Here is a 23,923-nt window from a genome sequence, read left to right on the forward strand (position 1 = left end):
TGGTTGCAGGCATTCCTGCACGACCTGGGCCTTGAAGGGTTTGGGGTAAGAGCTTCGTTGGCGCATGAGAATCCTGGCGATAAGGGTGATCGCGTCCGCTTAAAAATAGGCGGACACCATCGCCCTTCATTCAGGATTTCTGAAGGTGTGTTCGCTGGCCGCTTACTCTGGAAAACTCTGCCAAAAGTAAAGATTTCAATCTCGGACGCGTACTTTTCTGCCGTGGAAACCATGATCGACTTTTTCAACAGAATCGGCCAGAAGGAGTCATTCGCAGGTATCTAGGAAATCCAAGGCGGCTCAGTCCAGTAATCAGCAACCTTTGCGATGGGCCAGCAGTACGATAACGGTTGGAGCGATGCCTGCTTCCAGCATTTGAAACCATTGTAGTTACTTGTGTAGCATCATCCAGCCCAAGCATAGCAGGTGATAAGATGACGACGAATTCGGTAGCTATCCCACCCGTACTCTCCCACCATACTCGGGGTTCCTGTGCCGACAACATGGATTGAAATAGTCGATACAACAGTGAAAATTGGCTTCGGTGCCGTAGTCACTGGCATTGCGACACTGGTGAACAACAAGTTAACGCATACCAAAAGTGTCGAGAAAGACAGCCTTCAAAGAAGAGTCGCGGTTCTTGAGAGTGTAACCCTGAGCATTGAAGAGATGACCCATACGCTACTCAAGCACTGGTCGTTTATCATCGACGTGGCTAGAAATAGTGAAAAAGGCATTGATGCATCGGAGGAAAGGTTGAAGCACGTAGCAGGCTTGAGATCTGAGGTCTACCACCTATTCAAAGGCTTCACCAATGGTGAGGGCAGATTGCTACTCGTTGGATGTGTAGATCAACAGAAACAATTGCGGGAGTATGGATCTATTATCTCCGAATATCATCGCTATACCTCTCCGAATAATGCACCTGCAACCATTGTGGAGCTGGAGTCCTGGCGGACCAAGATTCTCGATGCTAGAGGGCAGCTCTATAAGGCCTTGAATAAGGCCTACCAAGGCGCGAAGTAGTCAAAAAGGCCCGCTCAAGTCCCTTTTCACATACATGTAGACATGTGAATCGGCACTGCTTCCGTGAACACTTTCGCAGGACGGATTCTGTCAGATTTCTGCACTTGCCGCAGGGCAGATGTGGGCGACGACTCACATCCTTCCTTAAAATTGAGCCCAGTATAAGATTACTTGACCGCTTCAAATAGGGTGTAGGTCGGCTTTCCAGTACCCATTTGAATCAAGAAAAACCTATCGGCATCATCAACCAGGTGAACCGTATGGCAATTAAGAAGATTCCTGATCTTTACCGCCCAGCCTAAACCCTCCGCCCATAGCTCAGCATACTTGTAAGTGTCACCGTATGGATTTTCACTATGTAAGACTCCACCGCATCGATCGTACAGAATTTCAAACTCATCTCGACTCAAGAAGTTTTCCGTGACCGGCTTTAACTCCGTCTTGTATTCCTTACCAATAACAGGAACTTGATTGGTCGGCACTGGATAAAAACTAGGGTTAAGGCGTTCGACTAGCTTAAGAACTCGCTTTACATTCCAGTCGCTAGCGTACTCGGCCCTGGCTTCAGAGTATTTCTCTCTATTTGCAGTTAATGACCCGAAAGCTATAAGCTCCAGAGTCTTTCGAAACTGTAAATATAGCGACTCCACGTTTATTGGTAGGAAGCCAAGGTTGGTTTTGCCCTGAAGAAGAGATGCAATAACCTTAGTTCGATGTTTAGATTCCTGCATTAAATCACAATATTTTTGAGCTTCTTCAACTTTCATCACAGTCCTTATTAATGATTCACGCTAATAGCTAGATGCTAATTTAACTCCATGATTGCCAAATTTAGCAATGGAAATGCGATGGAGGTCAGGACCGTCACCGTGTCCGTCGTCCCAGAGCAGGGAATGAATGGACATACCCGGATAGCAGGCTCCTGCCCGTACTGAGGTCTGAGGGACTGCAATGGGTCGATACAGCCCTTCGCGACAGACAGAAATCGCCCCGAAGCTGACGGTGGCGACTGGCAGAAATCCTGCACGGCATCCGTGCTACCACCTACCGCCTCAGGTCTTTGGGTTTGCTGCTAGGTAACCGTATACATCCAGCAGAGGTTTCTCATCCAGTCCTGATTTGGCCATGTCGCAAGTCAGGCCTTGGGCACGACATACCTGCGTAACCGCCCCCACGCAGTCGTCAGGCATTCCCGGAGAGAAAATGATCCTAGAGATGAACCTGTTCATGTTCTTTATGCTTGGGCTCACCTGGCCGACGTTGTTGACACTTGACTGCTCAAACTTGTAACTGAAGACAATGTCTTCTCTATCGGGCCAAGCGATTAGCCTCACCTCCTTTTCGAACTCGAAATACCGAGCTTTCCTGGTAAACTGATGCAGTGGGTTTTCCGTGGCTGATGCGTCAGAGTGGTTGATATAGTCGACCATTGATAGCGCGAATTTATGTCCTTCAAGAGGAAGAATATTCTCTTTGAACCGCCCAATAGTGGTTTCTATGCAGAAGCCAGCACCCTCCGGTAGATCAAATAATGATCCGCGGTAAGGATGCTTTTCCTTACCGTAGATTTCCCACATTGCATGGCACTCGTAATCGTAGGTATGCAAGCAGCAGGCATAGAGCCAGTTTTTAGCGTCCTTCAAATACGCTTCATAGTTATCGCGAGATTCATGCCCAAATATGGTCTTAAACTTTCTCGCACGGAGTTCTGAGACTAGCTCTGCGGATCGCTGCCTTCTCTCATCATACCCATTCCTGTCGCCTATGCATCCCAAGATATCGTCAACAGCACTTAACAGGTCTGGCTCGTTTGAATTACGAATATAGTCTTCAGCAGTTATCCCTCCCTCGAGCAGGTCTGAAAAACCGGAGTAACTGGACATGTAGAGAGACTTATTTTTTATGAGGTACTCGAATTTTAAGGGAGTTAAATATCTTCTGACTATGGTGTCGTCCGGGATATCAGTTTCTATCATGAGGCTTCCTGCTGATGATGGAATTAGGATGCTCAAACGACGCCGCGGTGCTGAAGCACCAGCTTGGCAAGGCGCTGATGGATGTGACTCTCGTGGCTGCTGGACTTTCCCCTACAAACCGGACACCAACTCCCCGTCAAATTGATGCTGCTGCCAAGCGCTTGAACTCCCTCGATGAGCGATAGTTCAAGGCGCTGTGCGGATGCTGCTCGTTGTAATGCTCGAAAGCAATTGCCAGGTTGCGCAGCGCCGTTTCTCGATCCGGCTTGGGCATGTGCACAAATTAGTCACGTTTGATCGTCTTCACGAAGCTCTCGGCCATGCCGTTGCTCTGCGGGCTGCGCACCGGGGTGGTCACCGGCCGTAACCCTATCTGTCGAGCAAACAGGCGTGTCTGTTCGGCGGTGTACGCCGATCCGTTATCGCTTAGCCATTGCACCGGCGTTGCAGGCAGTTGATCACCGAAGCGCTTCTCCACGCTTTGTCTATCGGCACTCTACGGCAGGACAGTCATCGGCAGCAAGATTGTCGGTAAGCATGCAGAGAGCCCTACGGCTTATAAAGCCTCCTTCATCCGCTCTCGCGCGTGCTAGATCTTCCAATCCACCTGGATATCTGATCTTGAAGTTGATAACGCCAAGCTCGTTGTGGAAGTCTGCCAAGGTTCCTGCTGGGAAGTGCATGGTTATGACCTGATTTTTAGACACACGCGTGGTGCTTATTTTCTCTGGTTCGGTCCTAGACCACGTCCACATGCCATGAATCAGCGCATTTCTTGAATCGTGCAGGTGAGTGATTCTGGTGAACTGCTGCTGCAACACTAATGCACGGTTACCCTCTGCTACGTCGGCAACCCGAGCTTTCCACAACTCCAGTACCTTGACGAAGCTGAGGTTGCTCATTGCATTTGGTAACTCCTCGACGTCTTGCGCGTCGAAAGTTGCAAGTGTTTGCACAAATACCTCGGACTCAAGCGCCCCCCATAGAGCAATGATTCTTCCGATGAGTATCCCCTCTTTGTCAGAGAGTGGAACGTCGTAAAGACGGATCAAGTCATCGCTCATGGGTGAGTTCTCTTTATGTTGCTGGTGGCGGGCTCGGGCTCAGTAAGCATCTGGCGTCTGATAATCGCAAGTGGCACTGACCGGTTCCTCGGCTTATCTATCTGCATCGGCTGAAGCGGTGCAAAGCGAGCGTCCGCATGTGGCCGAATGTTGCCGATCATGAATGGGCAGCTAACGGCTGACGTAAGTCAAGATCGGGCCGTGACCGAATCGTTTCGAGCAGCCCACCGACTGCTCAAGGTCGCGCTGGCGGACCTTGAACAAGCCGACGGTGTCAGACGGCCGAGGGGCTGCTATATCAGCCGACAATGCTCACTCCTTGGTCAGATCAACCAACGGCGTCTGCCGCACCTCAGTCTCCCGTCCATCCTGAATCTCGCTCACCTGCTTCAAAGCCTTATCCACTGCCGCCTTGTCCGCCAGCAAGCTGTAGCTGATGCGGAACTGCTTGTGTTCCTTGGGCCCAATGGTCGGTACCAGGTTCAGTGGCCGCTGATAACGGCGGTTGTAGGAAAAACTCGTCCCCGGCTCCAGCCCCGTGACGTAGCCCTGGCCTTGGGTATCGGTGTTTTTCCATAGGGAAAACACGGGCAGTGTCTGGGTATTGAAGCCGACCGAAACGCCCAGGCTGCCGGCCTTGTTATGCAGCACGGTCAACGTATCACCCTTGGCATCGGCATAGGGCACCACGTTGTAAACCGTTTCGTCGTAGTCCTTGGTCGGTGCGCGGTAGGTTTGCCAGTCGGGCAGCTCGCCCTTGGCCTTGTCGTTGAACGGCGACACCTGTTTCACCGGCGCGGCGAAACGCGCGCCCTGCTCCAGGAAAGGCGTGCTGAAGTTGCTGTGATACAGCGCCTGGTATTCCTTTGGATAGTCGCCGTTGTTGGTCAGTGTGTCGTTGAGGGCAAACACCACGCTGCCGGGTTCGGTGACCAGTTCGGTCGCGACCGAGAAGTCGACCTTCTTGAATGCCTGCTCTTTCAGTTCGCCGCGCAGGGTAATGGCGTACGGTGGCTTTTCATCGATGTGCAGCGTGACTTTATTCGCAGGAATGTTGGCGGCGCGACCGTGCAGGGTCAGCAGTTCGCCGTTGTCGACGCCGGGATGGCCGACCCATTCGTAGCCGCAGCGGGTGACCAGTTCATTGAAACCTTCCAACCAGCCCAGGCCACCGCGGCCATTGAGTTCGATGAACGCCGGATTGACCACTTCCTTGACCGGAGAGTCCCAGCCCATGCGCACATTGCCGACCGAGGCCTGCAAGACATTCATTCCGCGGGTCGGCACCACCGAGAGTTTCATCGTGCCGTTATCGATGTCGACGAGACTGACGCCCTCCTGCCGACCGCCGTGCAAGGTGCGCAGGGTAACGCTGAAGGGTTTGTCGGTTTTTATGCCGAGTTGCTGACTGGTAATCTGCCAGCTCTGGGCGGCTTTGTCGGTGTCGAGTAGAACGTAATCCCAGGCCATGGCGTGAGAGGCAGCGGACAGTGCGCTGAGGGCAACAACGAGTTTGAGCGGGGTCATGGCGGCAGCCTTTCTTGGAGTTGTGCCATTTTTATAAACGCGATGAAACGTTTCAGCAAGCTAAAAAAGGGGGCTGAGCCAGCCAACGCCAAGAAGATTGGGGGCAAGTCGGAAAATTGAGTCCATGCCATCGCGGCAACGACTCAGCAGAACCTATCAATTTCTACCGCTAATCCGAGGCGAGCTTTTCCAGTTCTTTGACAGTCACCGCCGCCGCTTTAGGAACAACCCCACCCCCAGTGCAACGGCAAAGATCGACAGCAATCCAAGGTCAAATCCAGACAAGCGCATGCAGTTCGCGCAGGCGCCCGCGTTCGCTGTCGGTGAGGCACCGCTGAGCCGAACCACGACCACACTCAAATCCCCAGCCCCGGGAACGACCCGCCACCCCCGCAAGTCTACCGACACCCCATCTTCGGTAAGGTACAGCGCAATGGACAAGACAATCACCGTGGACCAACTGGCGACCACTGACCTCCGATCAATCAACGAAATATGGCTTGGCGGCACGCATACCGAGCTATGCCTTTGGCGTGGTGAGGCGGTTTTTACCCACGAAATGCTCAGCGAGGGTACTCACGATCAGAATGTTCGACGCCTGTGCCTGCAGTTGGTCGACCCTGACGATCAGGCCGCAGTGGCCCACGTTGAGGTGATCGTGCGCGAGCGGCTGGAAAAAATGGGCAAGGAGGGCGAGTTTTATCCGGCTGAGGAGGCGGATACTCGTCAATAGTCGCTGTGGCGCTGAGGGCGATAGGGGGCGAAAGCAGCCCTCAACGGTGCAAACCGGTCTACCATGGCGGCCCGGCAGTGGTTCACAGCGCTTCCGTTCATTTTCTATAAAGGCATCGCGATGACCATCGACCAAATCTCCCTCCCCAAAGGCGTAGGCCCTCATGCGGCCAAGCTGCTCGACGCTATCACTGGCGCCTCCACCCACGAAGAACTCAACCGCGCAGGCGGTAAGGCTGAGGGGTTTGTCTTGGGGCTGGAATCGACCAAAGCCATCAAAAGCCAGATCGCCGAGTCGTTGTATGTGGCGTATGACGACGCTGCCAGCAATCGGGCGGGTGAGTTGAAGGGATAGGTGCTTCGCGGCACGGCCCGCGCGGCTTTAGATAGACGGGATGCCTCAATTTTTCAGGATGAAATGCTCATGTTAAAAGCTGCCCTTGCTTCGCTGTTGTTGACCTGCACGTTTTGCGCCCACGCCGGTACGACGGTCGATGTGTCGAAGATTTACGGCAAGATCCAGTTCGTGGACAGCTATCCCGACTACAAGGTGAAGGTGGTGAATCAATACCCCGACCTTAAGGTGAAGAAGGTGGTTTCCTGGCCGGACTCTGTCGGCAAATGGCAAACCGTCGACAGCTACCCCGACTACAAGATCCAGATTGTCGATTCCTATCCGGACTTCACTATTGAATATGTCGAGAGCTGGCCTGGGGTCAATTGATCGCGGCAAGCCGTTGCAGGTGGCCTGCGACGGCTTGTCGGGCGGGCTGCAGATCAGCCAGGGCAGGGCGCTTCACGGTCGAGCAATTTTGCGGTGAGGAGTACGCCCAGTTCGCTCAGTTGGTGGATCGCCAGGGCGATGTCGCGGTGTTTGCCGTTCAGGTCTTCGGACAGGTCGAGCAGCAGGGTGCTGACTGAGGTGAAGGTTTCGTAGCTGTTGGTGATGAGGGTTTCGGTGCTGGCGTTGGGGGTGACGGTGAAGAGGGTGCTTGAATCAGTAAGCATGTTAAGTTCCTTGCTGGGCTACCACCTCGTCGCTACTAAACGAAAAGGCGGCGGCTGTACGCAGGTTAGTAGACCGGTGGAACCTAACAAAACCGGCGCGTCCGGAGACGCCCTGCGCACAGCCACCATTGAGCACAGACGGGAACGTCTGCTGGGTTGAGCTTGTGCACTTGTCAGGTTAAAACAGTGGGCTACTAAACCCGATAACCGAGAGATTCAGCGACCGAGCCACCTTAGAGACGGCCATCCCAGCGCACAAGCCGGCGGATTCTGACGCACGTGTAGGCAACGGAGCAAGGCATCGTGAGGGATTCGGATTTTGCCTTCAGGAGCGTTAACCGTGACGTTGAGCACTGACGTATTTATCAAACAGGCCATGGCCAACCCGATCAACGCTGAAATCACCGCGCGCCTGCCGGCGCTTGGGGTGGATCAGTGCCTGCTGACGGCGGGGTGTCTGTTTCAGGCGGTGTGGAATCATCAGGCGAATCTGCCGGCGGATCATGGGGTGAAGGACTACGACGTTTTCTACTTTGATACCGACCTGTCCTACGAGGCTGAGGATGTGGTGATCCAGAAGGCGAACGCGCTGTTCGCGGACCTAGGGGTGAATGTCGAGGTGCGCAATCAGGCGCGGGTTCATCTCTGGTATGGCCAGCGGTTCGGCCGGCCCTATTCGCAACTGCACTCGGCGCGTCAGGGGGTTGATCGGTATCTGGTGGCGGGCACATGCGTGGCGCTGGAGGTGGCGACGGGCGAAGTGTATGCGCCGTATGGGTTGGCGGATGTGGAGCAGGGGATTTTGCGGATCAACCCGCTGCATCCGGAGCAGGCGTTGTTTGAGGCCAAGGCGCGGAGTTACCAGGCGCGGTGGCCCTGGCTGAAGATTGTTTGATGCGGATCTCTATTATGTTGTGGCGAGCGGGCTTGCCCTAACGCCGTTCAGTCAAGCGCAGATTCCCTGTGGCGAGCAGGCTTGTCCTGCGTTGGGCTGCGCAGCAGCCCCACAACCAGGCGCTGAGCCGTATCAGATACACCGCGTTTTGCTGGATTGGGGGCGCTTCGCACCCCAACGCGGGGCAAGCCCGCTCGCCACAACAATCCCGCTCGCCACAGAGGCTCCGGTTTGCTGCGCGACAGCGCGAGCGTTTCAGTTGTCGCTTCTGGATGGTTGTAGACAGCTCGCTACTTAGCCCAATACTCTGGCTAGCCTGAATTCAAATCACTCGGAAAATCATGATGCTGGCCATTGCCATTGACCGAGACAGCTTCCATGCAGGAGACGATTTGAGCAGCCATGCCAGCTCAATCAAGCTAGATCCGGCGCGCAACACTGCGCGCACTGTTCGAAGTCATACAAAACATGCACTACTTGCCCTGCATCAACGGGGATAACGCAACTTGGATTGTCTGCGCGTCAGGCAAACAAATTGGTGTTCTCGCTCAGCAATGGGCGGCCCCCAAACGGGTCATACCCTTTGAGCGACTGGTAAAACAGGTTTTTGGAGAACACGAACTTCGCCTTTCATTTAAATACTTGGGCCAAACGGATCCTTACGTTGTGTTCTCACGCATTGAAGCAGGAGAGGTATCGCCTTCTCGATATTAGGATAGTTTTCTGGAGATCCAGTTGGATGTTCGCCTAGGGTCGAAAGCAACCAATCGTAATAGCCTGCCATCGGCAAAAAGCAATTGCCCAAATATCTCTACAATGGAAACTGAAATGTTCCCCGACAAGGCCTGCCCTGTGGTGCTTACGTCTTCGCCGCCGATCAGGATTCTCCTGTTTCGACACCCCCTCGCCGGTACGCAGTTGGTGAAGGGCACTATCGAAAAAGGAGAAACTCCCGGCCAAGCTGCATTGCGTGAACTGACAGAGGAGTCTGGTATCAGTGACGCGGTGATCGAGAGTGACCTGGGATGCTGGAAGGCTGACCATCGAGATCAGGTTTGGTCGTTTCACCTTTGCCGCGCAGAGCGAGATCTGCCGGAGCGCTGGGGTTATAAGACGCTGGATGATCATGGCCACCTGTTCGAGTTTTTTTGGGCTGCGCTCGAAGATCTTCCCTACGCCGACTGCCACCCAGTGTTTCAGAGAGCACTGAAGTTTTTGTGCGAAAGGCTGAAAGCATCCGGTCAGTGGGTTGATGGGGAGACTGACGCTGAAGTTGATCGCTTGCTGTAGGTCGAAGTTAGTAAGCGCGTGATGGGCAGCTTTCGGCCAGGAATGACCATTCCGTTTTGCATCAAATAATACCCTTCAACGGACTGCAGCCAAGGCTATCTTATGGGCATATCGCCTCGCTTCATCATTCGTGAACCGGAGCCCTGAGTCGCCGCAAATGAGAATTACGCCAAACTCGATGGCCTGGCGTGGCGATTTATATGTTGGTTTAACAGCAGACCTATGCCGCTTAAGACGATGAAACTCAGTGCCAGGGTAATTTGCAGGTTGTTGGTGCTGAGGTTGATCAGGGCACTGATCAATCCGCCTGAGATAAAAATCAGAGTATTGCCTGCCGAGGCTGAGGCACCGGCATTATCCGGGAATAGCTCCATAGCTTTGGACGTGGCTGCTGGCCGCGTTATGGTAGTGCCAGCGGTACAGATAATCATTGGGACCAGCATGGTGAAGACGGACAGGCCAAATTGGTCCAGTAATATAAGCATCACCAACCCTGCAACGAAAATCAGTGACAGTCCTATAACAATTTGTGTACCCGCCTCCATATGCTTATTCATTACGCCCGCAAGGATACCGCCAGTCACGTAGGCTGCTCCGTACACTAGCAGGGTCTGAGAAAACTCATAGCTGCTTAGTTGCAACTGCTCCATGAATATTAGGGGCGATATGACGATGAATGAGAAGTGGCAAGCAAAAACAATTGCAGCGATTAGCCAATAGGCCACGAAATTGAAGTCACTGCAGATTCGCCGGTAGGTTCGCAAGATACCAATACGCGGCCCTGTGTTATTGATAGGCAGGTTTTCCAGCGATACCAAAGCCTTGATGAATACCAAAGCGGCAATCACTGCGAAGACATAGAAACTACCTTGCCAATCCATCAGCTCCTGCAACACGCTTCCGGCCAGGGGGGAGACCGAAATGAAGATTCCACTGGCCGTTACCATCAGAATTCGTAAACGATCCCGCTCTTTACCGATAAATAGGTCCTGAACCAATGCCTGAGACAGTACGAAACAGCCACAGCCTACTGCCTGGATCACACGGAATAGCAAAAAATACTCATAGTTCGTGGCCCAGACGCAACCCAAGGCGCCTGCTATGGATACTGCCATGCCAGCCAGTAACAACGTTTTTCGGCCGAGCATGTCCGACAAAGGGCCAATCAGTAACTGAGATAAAGAGATACCGATGGCAAAGAAGCTGATCGACAAGGCGATCTCGGACGTTGTGGTGCTGAAGTGCTGCGATAGCGAAGGAAACGAAGGCAGAAGTACGTCCACCGGAAACACGCCCAGCATGACCATCGCCATAAGTAGTACCGTGGCACCGACTTTCCTGGTCTTGACAACGGAGTGTTCCTTTATTTCAAGCATCAATGAGCCCTGATTGGCTGAATAATTTCCGGTGAGTTTGCAACTCAAAGAAACCGGCGCGCGTCATCGCCTGAATCGTTCCCATGGCAATAGAGCGTGCTCGCTGTGTACGTATATCCAGCATCTGTAAAAATGCGCAACCGGTTCCGAGAGCTTAAAGGAGAAAAGGGCGTGATAACCCTCGTCAGTGTAAGGCTGTAAGTTTCATCGTTTGTGGCAGATCAAGTTCCCGCCCTTCATGAATGAGAGTCTCGACCGACCGGTTAACAATGAGTGAGTGTCACTTTTCTAAGTGACGTTGAAAGGCTAGCCAAAAATAAAAATAACTAAAATTAAAAAATCAAGCTCAAATGATACATTAAATTTCTGACCTGTAAGAGATTGCCTACTTTCTATGTTTTGGCTTACCCGATAAGCCCATCCAGTCTGCGCAGCCATGATTACTATCAGCAGCATGAAAAAGTCTAAGCACCCCATAAGCCCAGCGTAGCCAAAGGTGGGCGGAGCGTTTATTCGCTGTAGCAATGTGATTATCCAGATAAAACCGCAACTCGATTTTTGTCAGCTACGACTGACAGAAAACGGCCAAACACTGCCGATCAGTGAAGGTGGAAAATTCGCAAAATTAGTTCTGAGGCTTTCTCTCCTTCCGCTTCGTAAAGTTTACGCAACCGTTCGCTGCGAACCGCAGGCGCTTCAGGCCAGTAGCGCTCGGTCGACTGATTGGACCGGGACGGTTACGCTGGGGCTTTGCATGCAAGGAAAAGGGTATGGCAGAGGTCTATAGAAGCTGTCGCCACCCCCAAAAATCAGCTTGCATAGCCAGAAGGAGCTCGGATGCAAAGGGTGATGATTGTTGGTCAACCTGGGTCTGGAAAAAGCACTTTGGCGCGTAAGCTTGGCCAGCGTACGGGGTTGCCGGTTGTTCATATCGACACTATCCACTGGCAGCCAGGGTGGATCGAGCGAAGTCGGGACGAGAAGACGCGGCTTTGTCTCGACGTCGAGGCCCGTGATTGCTGGATATTCGAAGGTGGCCATTCAGCCACTTGGGACAACCGGATGGCCCGTGCAGATCTTTTAATATGGATTGATCGTTCGGCGCCGCTTCGATTCTTGCGCGTACTGCTCAGAACTCTGTTCCAACATGGTAAGTCTCGGCCTGACTTGCCGGAGAACTGCCCCGAACTGCTGGCGAACCTGCCGGAGTTTTTCAGATTCATGTGGCGGACGAACAAATCAGCGCGAGCAAAGATGCAACAACTCGTGGCAACTGCGCCATCAGCTTGCCGCGTGGTTCATCTGCGTTCTAATCGAGACACCGAAAATTTTCTCGCGGGCATGGGGCGTTCGACAGGCCCAGCCCTGCGATATTGATCGATGGTTGAACTGCTTCACCAAGGAAACTGTGGGTTGCGATTGGCGGCACCTGGCCGAATGTTGCCGATCACGAATGGCAGTTACGGCTGACGCGAGCCATCCTGCAATTGACGATAGTAGGCTCAAGCAAATATCTTCTCTATGGTGATTTTTTTTCGCGCTTCATTCCCGCACGACGTGTAGGAATGATCCTTGTCTTGGCGATGAACTTTTAACCCCGTCTTGCCCGTCCAACCTGGGAACCCTTCCAGATCAAGGATCGTCCATGACCTTTTTTATCTTCCTGCTCGCCTGCGCCGCTGCGGCCAGTACCGGTGTGATTTTCAAGCCGGGTGCCTGGTACGAGTCCCTTGTCAAACCCAGCTTTACCCCTCCCAATTGGCTGTTTCCGGTCGCGTGGACGATCATCTATCTGTTGCTCGTCTGGGCCGGTTATCGCCTCAGCCTGATACCGGGCAGTGAGTTGGTGTTGGCGCTGTGGGCGGCGCAGATTGCGTTGAACACACTGTGGACGCCGGTGTTCTTCGGCGCCCATCGGCTGTTTGCCGGGATGGTGATTATCGTGTTGCTGTGGCTCACCGTGGCGGCGATGGTGGTGTTCGCGGTGCGCCTGGACCTGATCACCGGCTTGATGCTGTTCCCTTACCTGGCGTGGCTGTGTGTGGCGGCGGCGTTGAATTTTTCGATTTTGCGGAATAACCGTTGATGGCTCATAAACACTGGCCCGCCTCCGAGGCCGAACTCGTCCAGATGCGCCGTTTCAACCAAAAGCTCGCGTGGATGCCGCGCTTCAAGATCCGCAACCGCGTCACCCCGCGTCTGATCCAGGCGCTGTTGCGCGTCAGTCAGAAGATCAAGCGCGCAACGCCGGCTGAGAGCAGGGTGGTGAATGGCGTGCCGGTGCGCATTTTGCGGCCAGCCGGCACGCCCAGGGGGGTGGTGCTGGATATCCACGGCGGCGGCTGGGTGATCGGCAATGCGCAGATGGACGACGCGCTGAATCTGGGCATGGTGCGGGCGTGCGAGGTGACGGTGGTGTCGGTGGATTATCGGCTGGCGGTCGACACGCCGGTTGAGGGGCTGATGGACGACTGCCTCGCCGCAGCGCGATGGTTGCTGACGGCCGATGAGTTTGCAGGCTTGCCGATATTCGTCGTGGGGGAGTCTGCCGGTGGGCATCTGGCGGCTGCGACCTTGCTGACGCTCAAGCAATGGCCGGATCTGCTCAAGCGCGTGAGCGGGGCGGTGTTGTATTACGGGGTTTACGATTTGACCGGCACGCCGAGCGTGCGCACCGCCGGACCGGACACCTTGCTGCTGGACGGCCCCGGGATGGTAGACGCGCTGCGCCTGCTGACGCCGGGGTTGAATGATGAAGAGCGTCGGCAGGCGCCATTGTCACCGCTGTATGGTGACTTTGACGGGATGCCACCGGTGTTGATGTTCGTCGGGGAACTGGATCCGCTGAAGGATGACACGCTGCAGATGGCTGAACGTTGGCCGGGGGCCGAGACCCATCTTCTGCCGGAATCTGCCCATGGGTTTATCCATTTTCCGGTGGCGATGGCGGAAGGGGTGCTGGTTTACAGTCGGCGGTGGATTACCACTTGCATCTGCGGCGAACGGTAATGCGCCTTTCCCAAGGATCACACCTGCCTCATGTGGCGAGCGGGCTTGCCCCGCGTTGGGGTGCGAAGCGCCCCCAATCCATCAAAACGCGGTGTACCTGATACGGCCCAGCGCTTGGTTGTGGGGCTGCTGCGCAGCCCAACGCAGGACAAGCCTGCTCGCCACAGGGAATCTGCGCTTAACTGAACGGCATTAGGGCAAGCCCGCTCACCACAACAGCGCAATTCAGGTTAATCAGCGACTCATCAGGAGACCCTTACCATGCGCGAATACACCGTCACCTACCTCTTCAACACCCAACCCCGCACCCAAACCTTCGAACTCAACCAACCCGAACTACCCGACCACGACGCCGCCCTGCACCTGCTGGCGCTGCACCTGGGCGACGCGGAAAACGGCCTGATCATGCCGCCCGCCGATGCCGCGCCTGAACAGATCCTCGCGCAAGCCGCCATTGTCGGCATCACCCGGATCCAGGTGGCATGAGCCCGCGCATCCACGCCGACACGTGATGTCTGGCTGTGCCAGGGCTTTGATCCCGTGTGGCAAACCACGCACCGGCAGGGGCCAATAAATGCTTGACCCACCCATGGGAGGATTTCTGTCGGCGGCGGTCAGACTGACTAATACGCGCCCTTAATCTGCTGGTGGTCCAATCCCGTGATTACGCATTCCTTTTTATCGGGCGGCGGCGAGCTCGCCTCCCTGATCCAGTCCAGGGATTGGTCGGCGACGCCGCTGGGTCCGATCGAGCACTGGCCGCAGAGCCTGCGCACCACCGTCAGCCTGTGCCTGGCGTCGAACTTCCCGATCAATATCATCTGGGGGCCGGAGAACACGCAGATCTACAACGACGGCTACAAGGTGTTGTGTGGAGAGTCGCACCCGCGCGCGCTGGGCGAGAGTTACCACGTGACCTGGGCCAGCGCCTGGCCCGCCATCGGCGAGCCGTTCACGCGGGCGCTGGCGGGTGAGACCAGTTTTCTCGAAAACCAGCGCATGTTCCTCACGCGCAACGGTTATCTGGAAGAAACCTTCTTCACCTTTTCCACCTCGCCCATCCGCGATGAAACCGGCGGCATCGGCGGGCTGTTTCACCCGGTGACCGAAACCACCGTGACCATCCTGGCGGAGCGCCGCACCCGCGCGCTGCGCGACCTCACGGGACGGCTGGCGGTTGCCGAGGACTTGCCCCGGCTGATCGCGCTGGCGGTCGAGACGCTGGCGACGTTCAACTTCGATATTCCCTTCCTGCTGTTTTACGTGCGCGAAGCCGACGGCTACCGCCTGGTGCAGCACGACGGCATCGCCCCGGATACCGCCGCATCGCCGGCCTGGATCGGCCTGGATGACACCGCGCCATGGCCGTTGGGCGCGGCGTGCGCGCAAAAGCGCCCGCTGCAGGTGGGCGGCATTGAGGCGCTGTTTGCCGGCATTGACTGCGGGCCTTACCCGGAATCACCGCGCACGGCTTTCGTGCTGCCGCTGGTGGTGCCGGACGATACGCAGACGCCGTTGATGCTGGTGGCCGGTGCCTCGCCGCGCTTGCCGATGGATGATATTTACCGCGGCTTTTTCGAGCTGTTGGGCGCCGCCCTCTCGGCGGCGTTGGCCACCGTGCGGGCGCGGGCCTACGAGCGCCAGCGCGCCGAAGCCCTGGCCGCCATCGACCAGGCCAAGACCACTTTTTTCACCAATATCAGCCATGAATTTCGCACGCCCCTGACCCTGCTGCTCGGGCCGCTGGAGCAGTCGCTGGCCCTGGGCGATGCGCTGCCGGCCGATGAGCGTGAGCGGGTGACCCTGGCCTATCGCAACGCCCAGCGCCTGCTCAAGCTGGTCAATTCGCTGCTGGAGTTTTCGCGCATCGAGGCCGGTCGCGCCCAGGCATCGTACGAGCCGGTGGACCTGCCGGAACTGACCGCCGACCTGGCCTCCAATTTTCGCTCGGCCTGCGAGCTTGCCGGCCTGGCGCTGATCATCGACACCACGCCGCTGCCCGAGATGGCCTACGTCGACCGTGACATGTGGGAAAAGGTGGTGCTGAACCTGATCTCCAACGCCTTCAAGTTCACTCTGGCCGGGCAGATTCGGGTCAGCGTCGAACCCGGCGCCGATGGCGCGAGCGTGCAGGTCAGCGTCAGTGACACCGGCACCGGCATTGCGGCCGATGAACTGCCGCGCCTGTTCGAACGCTTCCACCAGATCGACAACCCCGCCGGCCGCTCGTTCGAGGGCTCTGGCATCGGCCTGGCGCTGGTGGATGAACTGGTGCGCCTGCAGGGCGGCACGCTGGCGGTGAACAGTGAACTCGGAGTGGGCAGCACTTTCACCGTGACCCTGCCGCTGGGCAGCCGCCATGTGCCCAAACCGCTGCACAGCTCGGCGCTGCTGCACGGCTCCACCACCAACGTCAGCGCCTTTGTGGAAGAAGCGCTGGGCTGGTTGCCGGACACGCAGACGCCGCAGGTGCAGGATGAGCCTGCCGCCGAACCGTTCGAAGAGTGCGTGTTGCTGGCCGATGACAATGCCGACATGCGCGCCTATGTTGCCCGCCTGCTGCAGGCCGAAGGCCTGCGCGTGGAGACGGCAACCGATGGGCAGGCGGCGCTGGAAGCCGCACGCCAGTGCTTGCCGCAGTTGATTCTGACCGACGTGATGATGCCGGTGCTCGATGGCTTTGGCCTGTTGCATGCGGTGCGCGAAGATGCGCGCCTGCAGGCCACTCCGGTGATTCTGCTGTCGGCCCGCGCGGGCGAAGAGGCCCGCGCCGAAGGCCTGGCGGCCGGCGCCGATGACTACCTGATCAAACCGTTTTCAGCGCGCGACCTGGTCACACGGGTCACCTCGCAGCTGGCCCGCGCGCGCAACCGGCGCGAGGCCATGTTGCGCGAAAGTGAAGCGCGGCTGCGCCTGGCCATCGACGCCGGGCAGATCGGTGAATGGGAACTGGACATCGGGGCCGACAGCTCGGTGCGGGCCGCCCGGCATGACCAGATCTTCGGCCACAGCAAGCCGGTTGAGCACTGGGGCATCGAAACCTTCATGTCCCATGTGTTGCCCGAGGACCGGCCCGAGGTGGAGGCGTCATTCAAGCGGGCGGCCGAGCAGGGCACCGGCTGGGATTTCCAGTGCCGTATCTGCCGCGCCGAGGACCAGCAGGTGCGCTGGATCCTGGCGCGCAGCACACCGCAACTCGACGCCCAGGGCCGTACCCAGAAACTGTTCGGCCTGGTGCAGGACATCACCGATCAGAAACACGTCGAGCTGGGCATGCAGGCGCTCAACGAAACCCTGGAGCAGCGCATCACCGAGGCCATGGAAGAACGCAGCAAGGCCGAAGAGCAACTGCGCCAGGCGCAGAAACTCGAGGCCCTGGGCCAACTCACTGGCGGCGTGGCGCACGACTTCAATAACCTGTTGACGGTGATTCGCTCGTCCCTCGACCTGCTCGAACGTCCGGAGTTGCCCGAGGTGCGGCGCAGCCGTTACCTGACGGCCATCTCCGACACGGTCAATCGCGCGGCGCGTCTCACCGGGCAACTGCTCGCCTTCGCACGTCGCCAGGCGTTGAAGCCGCAGGCATTCGACGTCAGCCAGAGCGTGACCTCGCTGGTGGAAATGATGGAGTCGCTGTGCGGCGCCCATATCCAGATCAGCACCGACCTGGCGCCTCAGGACTGTTTCGTATACGCCGACTCCAGCCAGTTCGACTCGGCGCTGGTGAATGTGGCGGTCAATGCGCGGGATGCGATGAAGGGCGTGGGCCGTTTGAGCATCGCGGTGGCAGCGGTCGATACGATCCCTGGGCTGCGCGGCCAGCCGCAGTTGCAGGGCGACTTTGTCGCAATCGCCATGCGCGACACCGGCAGCGGCATTCGGCCGGAGCATCTGGAGCGGATTTTCGAGCCGTTCTTTACCACCAAGAATGTGGGGCAGGGCACCGGGCTTGGTCTCAGTCAGGTGTTTGGCTTTGCCAAGCAGTCCGGCGGCGAAGTGCGAGTGAGCACCGAGCTGGGCCAGGGCTCGACGTTTACCCTGTACCTGCCCCGGGTCACCGCACGACCTCTGGAACCCGATGTGCAACTGGAGCCGGCATTCTTCACCGGGGGCCAGGGCAGCCGGGTGCTGGTGGTGGAAGACAATATCGAGGTCGGCACCTTTGCCACCCAGGCCTTGGAGGAACTGGGCTTCCAGGCGACCTGGGCGGTGAATGCCGAGCAGGCGCTCAAGTGTCTGTCCGACGCCGCCGATGAGTTCGACGTGGTGTTTTCCGACGTGATGATGCCCGGCATGAACGGGCTGGAACTGGCCAAGGAGGTCCAGCAGCTGTGGCCGGCGTTGCCGGTAGTGCTCACCAGTGGCTACAGCCACGTGCTGGCGCAGCAAGGCACCCACGGCTTCGACTTGCTGCACAAGCCGTATTCCATTCACCAGTTGCTGCAGATTCTGCGCAAGGCCTGTGTGAAAACGGGCTCAGCTTGAGCGCAGGCGCAGGATCTGCGCGCCGTCGAACGGGTCGGTCAGGTAATGGCCCTGCACGCCGAAGGTGTCCTGCAACCGCTGTGGCGTGAGCACTTCCAGCGGTTTGCCCAGCGCCACCAGCCGTCCGTGATCCAGTACGGCCAGGCGGTCGCAGGTCAGCGCCTGGTTGAGGTCGTGCAGGGCAATCAGGGTGGTCACCGGTAGCGCTTGCACGCCTTTGAGGATCGTCAGCTGGTGCTGGATGTCCAGGTGATTGGTCGGCTCATCCAGCAGCAGAATCTGCGGCCGTTGCGCCAGCGCACGGGCGATGTGCACGCGCTGGCGCTCGCCGCCGGAGAGGCTGCGCCAGGCCCGTTGGCGCAGGTGCGTGGCATCCACATCGTGCAGGGCCTGGTGCACGATGGCCTCGTCCTCGCGGGACCAGGGGCTCAGCGCCGACAGCCATGGCGTGCGGCCCAGGGCCACGGCGTCGAACACGCCGATGGCGTCGTCGGTGTCGGCCTGTTGTTCCACTACCGCCAGTTGCTGCGCAATGACGCGGCGCGACAAGCTGCGCAAACGCTTGCCGCCCAGGTGCACCTCGCCGCTGGCGGGCGCGCGCAGCCCGGCCAGCAGCTTGAGCAGGGTGGACTTGCCGGAGCCATTCGGTCCGACGATGCCCAGGGTTTCCCCCGCCTGCACCTGCAGGTCAATACCGTGCAGCAACTGCGCATCGCGCACCTTGAAGCCCAGGCCGCTGCAGCTCAATACGCTCATCGTGCGTTCCTGCGGCCGATCAGGATCAACGCAAATACCGGCGCGCCGACCAGTGCGGTGACCACTCCTACCGGAATCACCTGGCCCTTGATCAGGCTGCGCGAGAGCACGTCGGCGGCAATCAGAAACAGCGCGCCGCCCAGAGCGCTGGCTGGCAGCAGCCGCGAATGCGCGGTGCCGAGCAGCAGGCGTACGGCGTGGGGAATCACCAGGCCCACGAAGCCGATGGCGCCGACAATCGACACCATTACCGCCGTCACCAGGGCGGCGCAGCCCACCAGCACGCATTGCACGCGGCGCACCGGAATGCCGAGAGAAGCCGCCGAGTCGCTGCCGAAAGTAAACGCATCCAGCGCGCGACGGTGCCACAGGCACACCATCAGGCCGGCGACCGCCACCGGCACGGCCAGCCACACCGACGGCCAGCGCACGCCACTGAGGTTGCCGAGCAGCCAGAACATGATGCCGCGCGCCTGCTCGGAGCTGGCCGATTTGGTGATCAGGAACGCAGTGAGTGCGTTGAACAACTGGGAGCCGGCGATGCCTGCGAGGATGATCTGCCCGGTGCCGCGTGCCGAGCCACTGGCCCGCGCGAGCAAGGTCACCAGCGCGAACGCGGCCATGGCGCCGACGAATGCTCCCGCCGACAACGAGATCAGCCCGCCGCCCACGCCGATCAAGGCGACCAGCACCGCGCCGGTGGAAGCGCCGGCGCTGATGCCCAGCAGGTACGGGTCGGCCAACGGGTTGCGCAGCAACGACTGCAGGATCACCCCGCAAGTCGCCAGCCCGGCCCCGCAGGCGGCGGCCACCAGCGCGCGGGTGAGGCGGTAGTTCCACACCACGCCCTCGTCGATGGGGTCGAGCACGTAGCCGGCCGCCCACAGTTTATTGGCCAGCACCTTGAGCACCACCTGCGGCGCGATGGCGGTTTCGCCGATGGCTATCCCGGCGAGCAGGGCGATCAGCAGCAACGTGAGGGCGATCAGGGTCCGCATCATTGAGGCAGGTCGTAGCCGTCGATGGCGCCGGCCAGTTGTTCAAGGCCGTCAAACATGCGGATGCTGGCCTGCAGCGCCAGCGCGTCGAGGATGATGATGCGGTTGTTTTTCACGGCGTCCATGTTGCGGGTCACCGGATCGCTGCGCAGGAAGGCGAGTTTCTGTTGATGATCGTCGGCGGGGTAGCGGCGCCGGTCCATGCGCGCGATCACCAGGAAGGTCGGGTTGGCCTTGGCGATGGTTTCCCAGCCGACGGCGGGCCACTCCTCATCGGACTGCACCACGTTGGTCAGGCCCAGGGTGTGCAGCATGAATTCGGGGATGCCCTTGTGGCCGGCCACATAGGGGTCGCTGGCCATTTCGGCACTGGAGAACCACACCAGCGCGCTGGCCTGCTTCAAGCCTTTGTCTTGCGCGGTGGCGACGGATTTGGCCAGGCGTGCCTTGAGTTCGTCGTTGAGCTGTTGGCCGCGCGCCTGCACGTCGAAGATCTCGGCCAGTTGGCTGATGCTTTTATAGACAGTGTCGATGCGAAACGGCTCGAGCCGCGTGCCGTCGGCGCCCACCCGGTTGTCCTTGCCTTCGCAGTCCGACGGCAGCAGGTAGGTGGGGATGTTCAGTTCGTCAAACTGCTCGCGGGTGCCCACCACGCCTTGTGCGCCGACCACCCATTCCAGCTCGGCGGCCACCAGCTGCGGGCGCTTGGCGATGACGGACTCAAAGCTCGGCTCGTTGTTGGCCAGGCGCTCGATGCCATCGTTAAGGGTTTTGTACTGCGCCAGCACGTTGTTGAACCACAGCGAGGTGCCGACCACGTTGTCACCGACGCCCAGGGCATACAGCATCTCGGTGGCAGCCTGGCCGATGGTCACGCTGCGTGCGGGGGCCTGGGCGAAGCTGATGTGGCTGCCGCAGTTTTCCAGGGTCAGCGGGTAATGAGTCGGCGCGGCGTGGACGTGCGCGGACAGCCCGAGGCCGATCATCAAGGCGGTAACGCGTGGCAGCATGGGGCATCTCCGTTTGAACCGTTGGCGAAACCCCAATGAGTCCCGTCCGGGAAACGGCGCGGTATGGTAGTGCATGGCGGGGTGGGCGGGAAGATGGGGAGGGCTGCTCTCAACAGCAGACGATTCCATTGTGGCGAGCGGGCTTGTCCTGTGGCGAGCGGGCTTGTCCCGCGTTGGGCTGCGCAGCAGCCCCTGTAATTAAGAATGCGGTGTGTCAGAAACTCTGCGGATTCAGGTTTTAGGGCTGCTGCGCAGCCCAACGCAGGGCAAGCCTGCTCGCCACAGGGCAGGCGCGCTATCGGCGATGAATCACAAACGAATATCTTCCGGGCCGCGTATCAGCGCTTCAATGCGCGTGCCCGTGGCGCGCTCTTCGTTGCTGAATCCGTCGTAATCGGCCAGGTTGCCGAAGCGAACGCCGGTCAGGCGTTCTATCTGCAGCACGCTGCGCTGGTAGGTGCGCAACTGGCCGAACACCAGGTCGAGCTGGCCCAGTTCCCGGCTCTGGTCGATCATGTATGCGCTGGCAGAAGGTTTGCCATCGTCGCTGAGGTAGGCGACGACTTTCCAAAAGGCCTTGGGAATTTTGATCCCCCGGTAAAGGCGGTCGTCTTCGCCGAACACCGGGCCGGTAAATACAGTGGCCCGGGCTTTCCAGCGCTGGGTGTTGTCGAGGATATAGTCTTCCAGCTCCAGCCAGGTCTTCTGGTTGAAGCCGCTCATCTGCGGCGAGCAGTTGGTGAAATGGAAGGTGTCGACGTTGGCCGTGGCGGCCTCGGCGCCCCAGTTGGGGTCCTGGCGTCGCACCAGGTGGCCGCGATCCAGGCCATTGCCGGCGTAAAGTTCTTCGCCGGCCTGGGCCTCGACGGGCAGGCGACCGTCGTAGGCCCAGGCGTCGTTGCTGCGCACGATGTCCACGTGTTGCGCGCCGTCGATATTCACGCCGACGTAGAAAGCCAGGCGCCTTGAGCGCGACATCGTGATGGAAAAATGCGTGTAGTCCAGGCGCTTTGGCTGCACATCCTCTGCCAGGGCCGGGTCAACCGTGGGCCAGGGGACTTCGAAGTTACCCAGAAAATCTTCGGCATAGCCGGTGCGGTTTTTCAGATCCTTGGCGGCAGTGACGCGCGGGGTTGCCGCTCGCGCCTGCAGCAGGGCAGGGCTGGCCGTGATCAGCGGGCGCAGATCGCCAAGGCGGGGGCGGTGTGACAGGTCGATTTTGCGGGTGCGGGGTGGCATGGGCTGCTCCTTGCGGGCCTGGAATAAACACTACTGCAACACAGGTTCATGACAATTTAGGCCAAGTGTCGTCGGCATGACTATGCTGAAACGGTTATCTGGAGTTCATCACACGTCAAAAGGGACCCGCTTATGTGTATTCGCCATCCCCGCAATCCGATCTTCTGCCTGATCCCGCCGTACATGCTCGATCAGATCGCCCGTCACGGTGATAAGACCCAACGTGAAATCGCACTGCGCACGCGCGCCAAGGACAGTACGTTCCGCTCACTGCGCATGCTGGCCGTGCCCGCCAAGGGTACTGCGCACATGGCCCTGGCCATGGCCGCAGAAAAACGCCGCTCCATCTACAGCGCCGACGGCACCGACACACTGCCGGGCAAGCTGATCCGCAGTGAAGGACAGCCCGCCAGCGGCGATGCAGCGGTGGACGAGGCCTACGACGGCCTGGGCGCGACCTTCGATTTTTTCGACGAGGTATTCGACCGCAACTCCATCGACGACGCCGGCATGGCCCTGGATGCCACCGTTCACTTTGGCCAGGCCTATAACAATGCGTTCTGGAACTCGACCCAGATGGTGTTCGGCGATGGCGACCAGCAGCTATTCAACCGCTTCACCATTGCGCTCGACGTAATCGGCCATGAGTTGGCTCACGGTGTCACCGAGGACGAAGCCAAACTGATGTACTTCAACCAGTCCGGGGCGTTGAACGAGTCGCTGTCGGACGTGTTCGGCTCGCTGATCAAGCAGTACGCGTTGAAGCAGAAGGCCGAGGATGCCGACTGGTTGATCGGCCAGGGGCTATTCACCAAAAAGATCAAGGGCACGGCGCTGCGCTCGATGAAAGCGCCGGGCACCGCGTTTGATGATCCCCTGTTGGGCAAGGACCCGCAGCCCGGGCACATGGATGATTTTGTGCATACCTATGACGACAACGGCGGCGTGCACATCAATTCCGGTATTCCCAACCATGCGTTCTATCAGGTTGCGATGAAGATTGGCGGGTTCGCCTGGGAGCGTGCCGGCCGGATCTGGTACGACGCCTTGCGCGACGCACGGCTGCGGCCGAACTCGGGGTTTCTGCGTTTCGCGCGCATCACCTATGATGTGGCTGGTCGCCTGTACGGCGCCAACAAGGATGAGCAGAAGGCGGTCAAGGCAGGCTGGCAAGCGGTGGGTATCAACGTCTGACAAACCGCCTGGGCGGTGAGGAGCAGCCATGCGAATTTCGATCAAGGAAAACGGCGGCCCGGCATTTTTTCCGGGCCTGGCCAAACCGCGCAGCGTCGAGCTGGATGCGCTGCCCGAGCCGGATCAGCAGGAGCTGCGCCAACTGATCCAGGCGTCTGACTTCTTCAAGTTGCCACAAAGCCAGGCTCCTGAGTCCGGCAAGCCGGGCCAGGTGCATTACACCCTGACTGTCACCGAGGGCGAGCGCGAACACACGGTGTGCGTGCTCGCGCCGGTCAAGTCCCAGGCGTTGGATGGCCTGGTGCAGTGTGTGCGGCGCCATAGCCGGTCTTGAGGTG

24 protein-coding genes and 2 pseudogenes are annotated in these 23,923 nt (G+C 58.5%); 14 read left to right on the forward strand and 12 right to left on the reverse strand.

The genetic code is table 11. The features are described from left to right. Together TU75_RS27905 and TU75_RS21650 are read left to right on the forward strand one after the other, a co-directional pair. On the forward strand, window positions 1-285 hold a 285-nt coding region (locus TU75_RS27905; RefSeq protein WP_211267971.1), incomplete at its 5' end, for a hypothetical protein. 243 nt (window positions 286-528) lie between these two features. Beyond that, window positions 529-1,026 carry a hypothetical protein gene (locus TU75_RS21650; protein WP_060550070.1) on the forward strand — a complete coding sequence of 166 codons (498 nt, stop codon included), beginning with the start codon at window positions 529-531 and terminating at the stop codon, window positions 1,024-1,026. A gap of 167 nt (window positions 1,027-1,193) precedes the next feature. Here the strand turns inward: TU75_RS21650 and TU75_RS21655 are convergent, their stop codons facing one another. The 5 genes and pseudogenes from TU75_RS21655 to TU75_RS21675 form a co-directional block, all read right to left on the reverse strand. After that, entirely contained in the window at window positions 1,194-1,793 is a 600-nt protein-coding gene (locus TU75_RS21655; RefSeq protein ID WP_060550071.1) for a hypothetical protein, read from the reverse strand. 285 nt (window positions 1,794-2,078) lie between these two features. Next, the gene (locus TU75_RS21660) at window positions 2,079-3,002 is read right to left on the reverse strand and encodes a hypothetical protein (protein WP_060550072.1); all 924 of its coding nucleotides are present in this window, start codon (window positions 3,000-3,002) and stop codon (window positions 2,079-2,081) included. Between the two features lie 136 nt (window positions 3,003-3,138). Beyond that, a pseudogene (locus TU75_RS28180) lies at window positions 3,139-3,483 on the reverse strand (integrase core domain-containing protein); the annotation flags it as partial. A gap of 4 nt (window positions 3,484-3,487) precedes the next feature. Next, window positions 3,488-4,066 (reverse strand): hypothetical protein, encoded by a 579-nt coding sequence (locus tag TU75_RS21670; RefSeq protein ID WP_060550073.1) that lies wholly within the window; start codon window positions 4,064-4,066, stop codon window positions 3,488-3,490. 312 nt (window positions 4,067-4,378) lie between these two features. Further along, entirely contained in the window at window positions 4,379-5,593 is a 1,215-nt protein-coding gene (locus tag TU75_RS21675; RefSeq protein ID WP_060550074.1) for an aldose 1-epimerase family protein, read from the reverse strand. A 433-nt stretch (window positions 5,594-6,026) separates the two neighbouring features. Here TU75_RS21675 and TU75_RS21680 point away from each other — a divergent pair, with 433 nt between their 5' ends. From TU75_RS21680 to TU75_RS21690, 3 genes are all read left to right on the forward strand, one after another. Further along, the gene (locus TU75_RS21680; RefSeq protein ID WP_003234402.1) at window positions 6,027-6,326 is read left to right on the forward strand and encodes a hypothetical protein; all 300 of its coding nucleotides are present in this window, start codon (window positions 6,027-6,029) and stop codon (window positions 6,324-6,326) included. A 120-nt stretch (window positions 6,327-6,446) separates the two neighbouring features. After that, complete coding sequence (locus TU75_RS21685) at window positions 6,447-6,680, forward strand: hypothetical protein (RefSeq protein ID WP_057008200.1); 234 nt, start codon at window positions 6,447-6,449, stop codon at window positions 6,678-6,680. A gap of 69 nt (window positions 6,681-6,749) precedes the next feature. Next, window positions 6,750-7,049, forward strand: a complete 300-nt coding sequence (locus TU75_RS21690; protein WP_003234397.1) for a 7(1) septoil knot domain-containing protein — start codon at window positions 6,750-6,752, stop codon at window positions 7,047-7,049. Window positions 7,050-7,102: 53 nt separating this feature from the next. On the opposite strand, the gene TU75_RS21695 is transcribed toward TU75_RS21690, so the two are convergent. Next, window positions 7,103-7,333 (reverse strand): DUF6124 family protein, encoded by a 231-nt coding sequence (locus TU75_RS21695; protein WP_003234395.1) that lies wholly within the window; start codon window positions 7,331-7,333, stop codon window positions 7,103-7,105. 376 nt (window positions 7,334-7,709) lie between these two features. Here TU75_RS21695 and TU75_RS21700 point away from each other — a divergent pair, with 376 nt between their 5' ends. Both TU75_RS21700 and TU75_RS21705 read left to right on the forward strand, forming a co-directional pair. After that, window positions 7,710-8,228 (forward strand): nucleotidyltransferase family protein, encoded by a 519-nt coding sequence (locus tag TU75_RS21700; RefSeq protein WP_186351046.1) that lies wholly within the window; start codon window positions 7,710-7,712, stop codon window positions 8,226-8,228. Window positions 8,229-9,056: 828 nt separating this feature from the next. Next, complete coding sequence (locus TU75_RS21705; RefSeq protein WP_015372514.1) at window positions 9,057-9,518, forward strand: NUDIX hydrolase; 462 nt, start codon at window positions 9,057-9,059, stop codon at window positions 9,516-9,518. 164 nt (window positions 9,519-9,682) lie between these two features. On the opposite strand, the gene TU75_RS21710 is transcribed toward TU75_RS21705, so the two are convergent. Together TU75_RS21710 and TU75_RS28690 are read right to left on the reverse strand one after the other, a co-directional pair. After that, window positions 9,683-10,894: a multidrug effflux MFS transporter gene (locus TU75_RS21710; protein ID WP_060550076.1), complete on the reverse strand. Its 1,212-nt coding sequence runs from the start codon at window positions 10,892-10,894 to the stop codon at window positions 9,683-9,685. Between the two features lie 126 nt (window positions 10,895-11,020). Then, window positions 11,021-11,165: pseudogene (locus tag TU75_RS28690) on the reverse strand (diiron oxygenase); the annotation flags it as partial. A gap of 566 nt (window positions 11,166-11,731) precedes the next feature. On the opposite strand from TU75_RS28690, the gene TU75_RS21715 reads away from it, so the two are divergent. The 5 genes from TU75_RS21715 (at window position 11,732) to TU75_RS21735 (ending at window position 18,388) form a co-directional block, all read left to right on the forward strand. Next, window positions 11,732-12,271, forward strand: a complete 540-nt coding sequence (locus TU75_RS21715; RefSeq protein WP_060550077.1) for a P-loop NTPase family protein — start codon at window positions 11,732-11,734, stop codon at window positions 12,269-12,271. Window positions 12,272-12,539: 268 nt separating this feature from the next. Beyond that, a complete protein-coding gene (tspO, locus tag TU75_RS21720) occupies window positions 12,540-12,980 on the forward strand; it encodes a tryptophan-rich sensory protein TspO (protein ID WP_060550078.1) in 441 nt (146 codons plus the stop codon). Continuing rightward, window positions 12,980-13,903, forward strand: a complete 924-nt coding sequence (locus TU75_RS21725) for an alpha/beta hydrolase (protein ID WP_060550079.1) — start codon at window positions 12,980-12,982, stop codon at window positions 13,901-13,903. The genes tspO and TU75_RS21725 overlap by 1 nt, the downstream gene beginning before the upstream one ends. Window positions 13,904-14,164: 261 nt before the next feature. Next, on the forward strand, window positions 14,165-14,389 hold the full coding sequence (locus TU75_RS21730; RefSeq protein ID WP_060550080.1) for a hypothetical protein: 225 nt from the start codon (window positions 14,165-14,167) through the stop codon (window positions 14,387-14,389). Window positions 14,390-14,563: 174 nt separating this feature from the next. Continuing rightward, the gene (locus TU75_RS21735; RefSeq protein WP_060550081.1) at window positions 14,564-18,388 is read left to right on the forward strand and encodes an ATP-binding protein; all 3,825 of its coding nucleotides are present in this window, start codon (window positions 14,564-14,566) and stop codon (window positions 18,386-18,388) included. Here the strand turns inward: TU75_RS21735 and TU75_RS21740 are convergent. From TU75_RS21740 to TU75_RS21755, 4 genes are all read right to left on the reverse strand, one after another. Next, window positions 18,380-19,144, reverse strand: coding sequence for an ABC transporter ATP-binding protein (locus TU75_RS21740; RefSeq protein WP_060550082.1), 765 nt, complete (start codon window positions 19,142-19,144; stop codon window positions 18,380-18,382). The two genes, TU75_RS21735 and TU75_RS21740, sit on opposite strands and share 9 nt — an antisense overlap. Further along, window positions 19,141-20,145 carry a FecCD family ABC transporter permease gene (locus TU75_RS21745; RefSeq protein ID WP_003234371.1) on the reverse strand — a complete coding sequence of 335 codons (1,005 nt, stop codon included), beginning with the start codon at window positions 20,143-20,145 and terminating at the stop codon, window positions 19,141-19,143. The genes TU75_RS21740 and TU75_RS21745 overlap by 4 nt, the downstream gene beginning before the upstream one ends. Next, complete coding sequence (locus TU75_RS21750; protein ID WP_060550083.1) at window positions 20,142-21,152, reverse strand: ABC transporter substrate-binding protein; 1,011 nt, start codon at window positions 21,150-21,152, stop codon at window positions 20,142-20,144. The genes TU75_RS21745 and TU75_RS21750 overlap by 4 nt, the downstream gene beginning before the upstream one ends. Window positions 21,153-21,461: 309 nt before the next feature. Further along, complete coding sequence (locus TU75_RS21755) at window positions 21,462-22,391, reverse strand: DNA/RNA non-specific endonuclease (protein ID WP_060550084.1); 930 nt, start codon at window positions 22,389-22,391, stop codon at window positions 21,462-21,464. 132 nt (window positions 22,392-22,523) lie between these two features. Here TU75_RS21755 and TU75_RS21760 point away from each other — a divergent pair, with 132 nt between their 5' ends. Further along, window positions 22,524-23,585, forward strand: a complete 1,062-nt coding sequence (locus TU75_RS21760) for a M4 family metallopeptidase (RefSeq protein WP_060550085.1) — start codon at window positions 22,524-22,526, stop codon at window positions 23,583-23,585. A 28-nt stretch (window positions 23,586-23,613) separates the two neighbouring features. Next, window positions 23,614-23,919, forward strand: a complete 306-nt coding sequence (locus TU75_RS21765) for a protealysin inhibitor emfourin (RefSeq protein WP_003234362.1) — start codon at window positions 23,614-23,616, stop codon at window positions 23,917-23,919. Window positions 23,920-23,923 lie beyond the last annotated feature (4 nt).

The sequence above is a fragment of the Pseudomonas poae genome, assembly GCF_001439785.1.
Classification (GTDB): domain Bacteria; phylum Pseudomonadota; class Gammaproteobacteria; order Pseudomonadales; family Pseudomonadaceae; genus Aquipseudomonas; species Aquipseudomonas poae.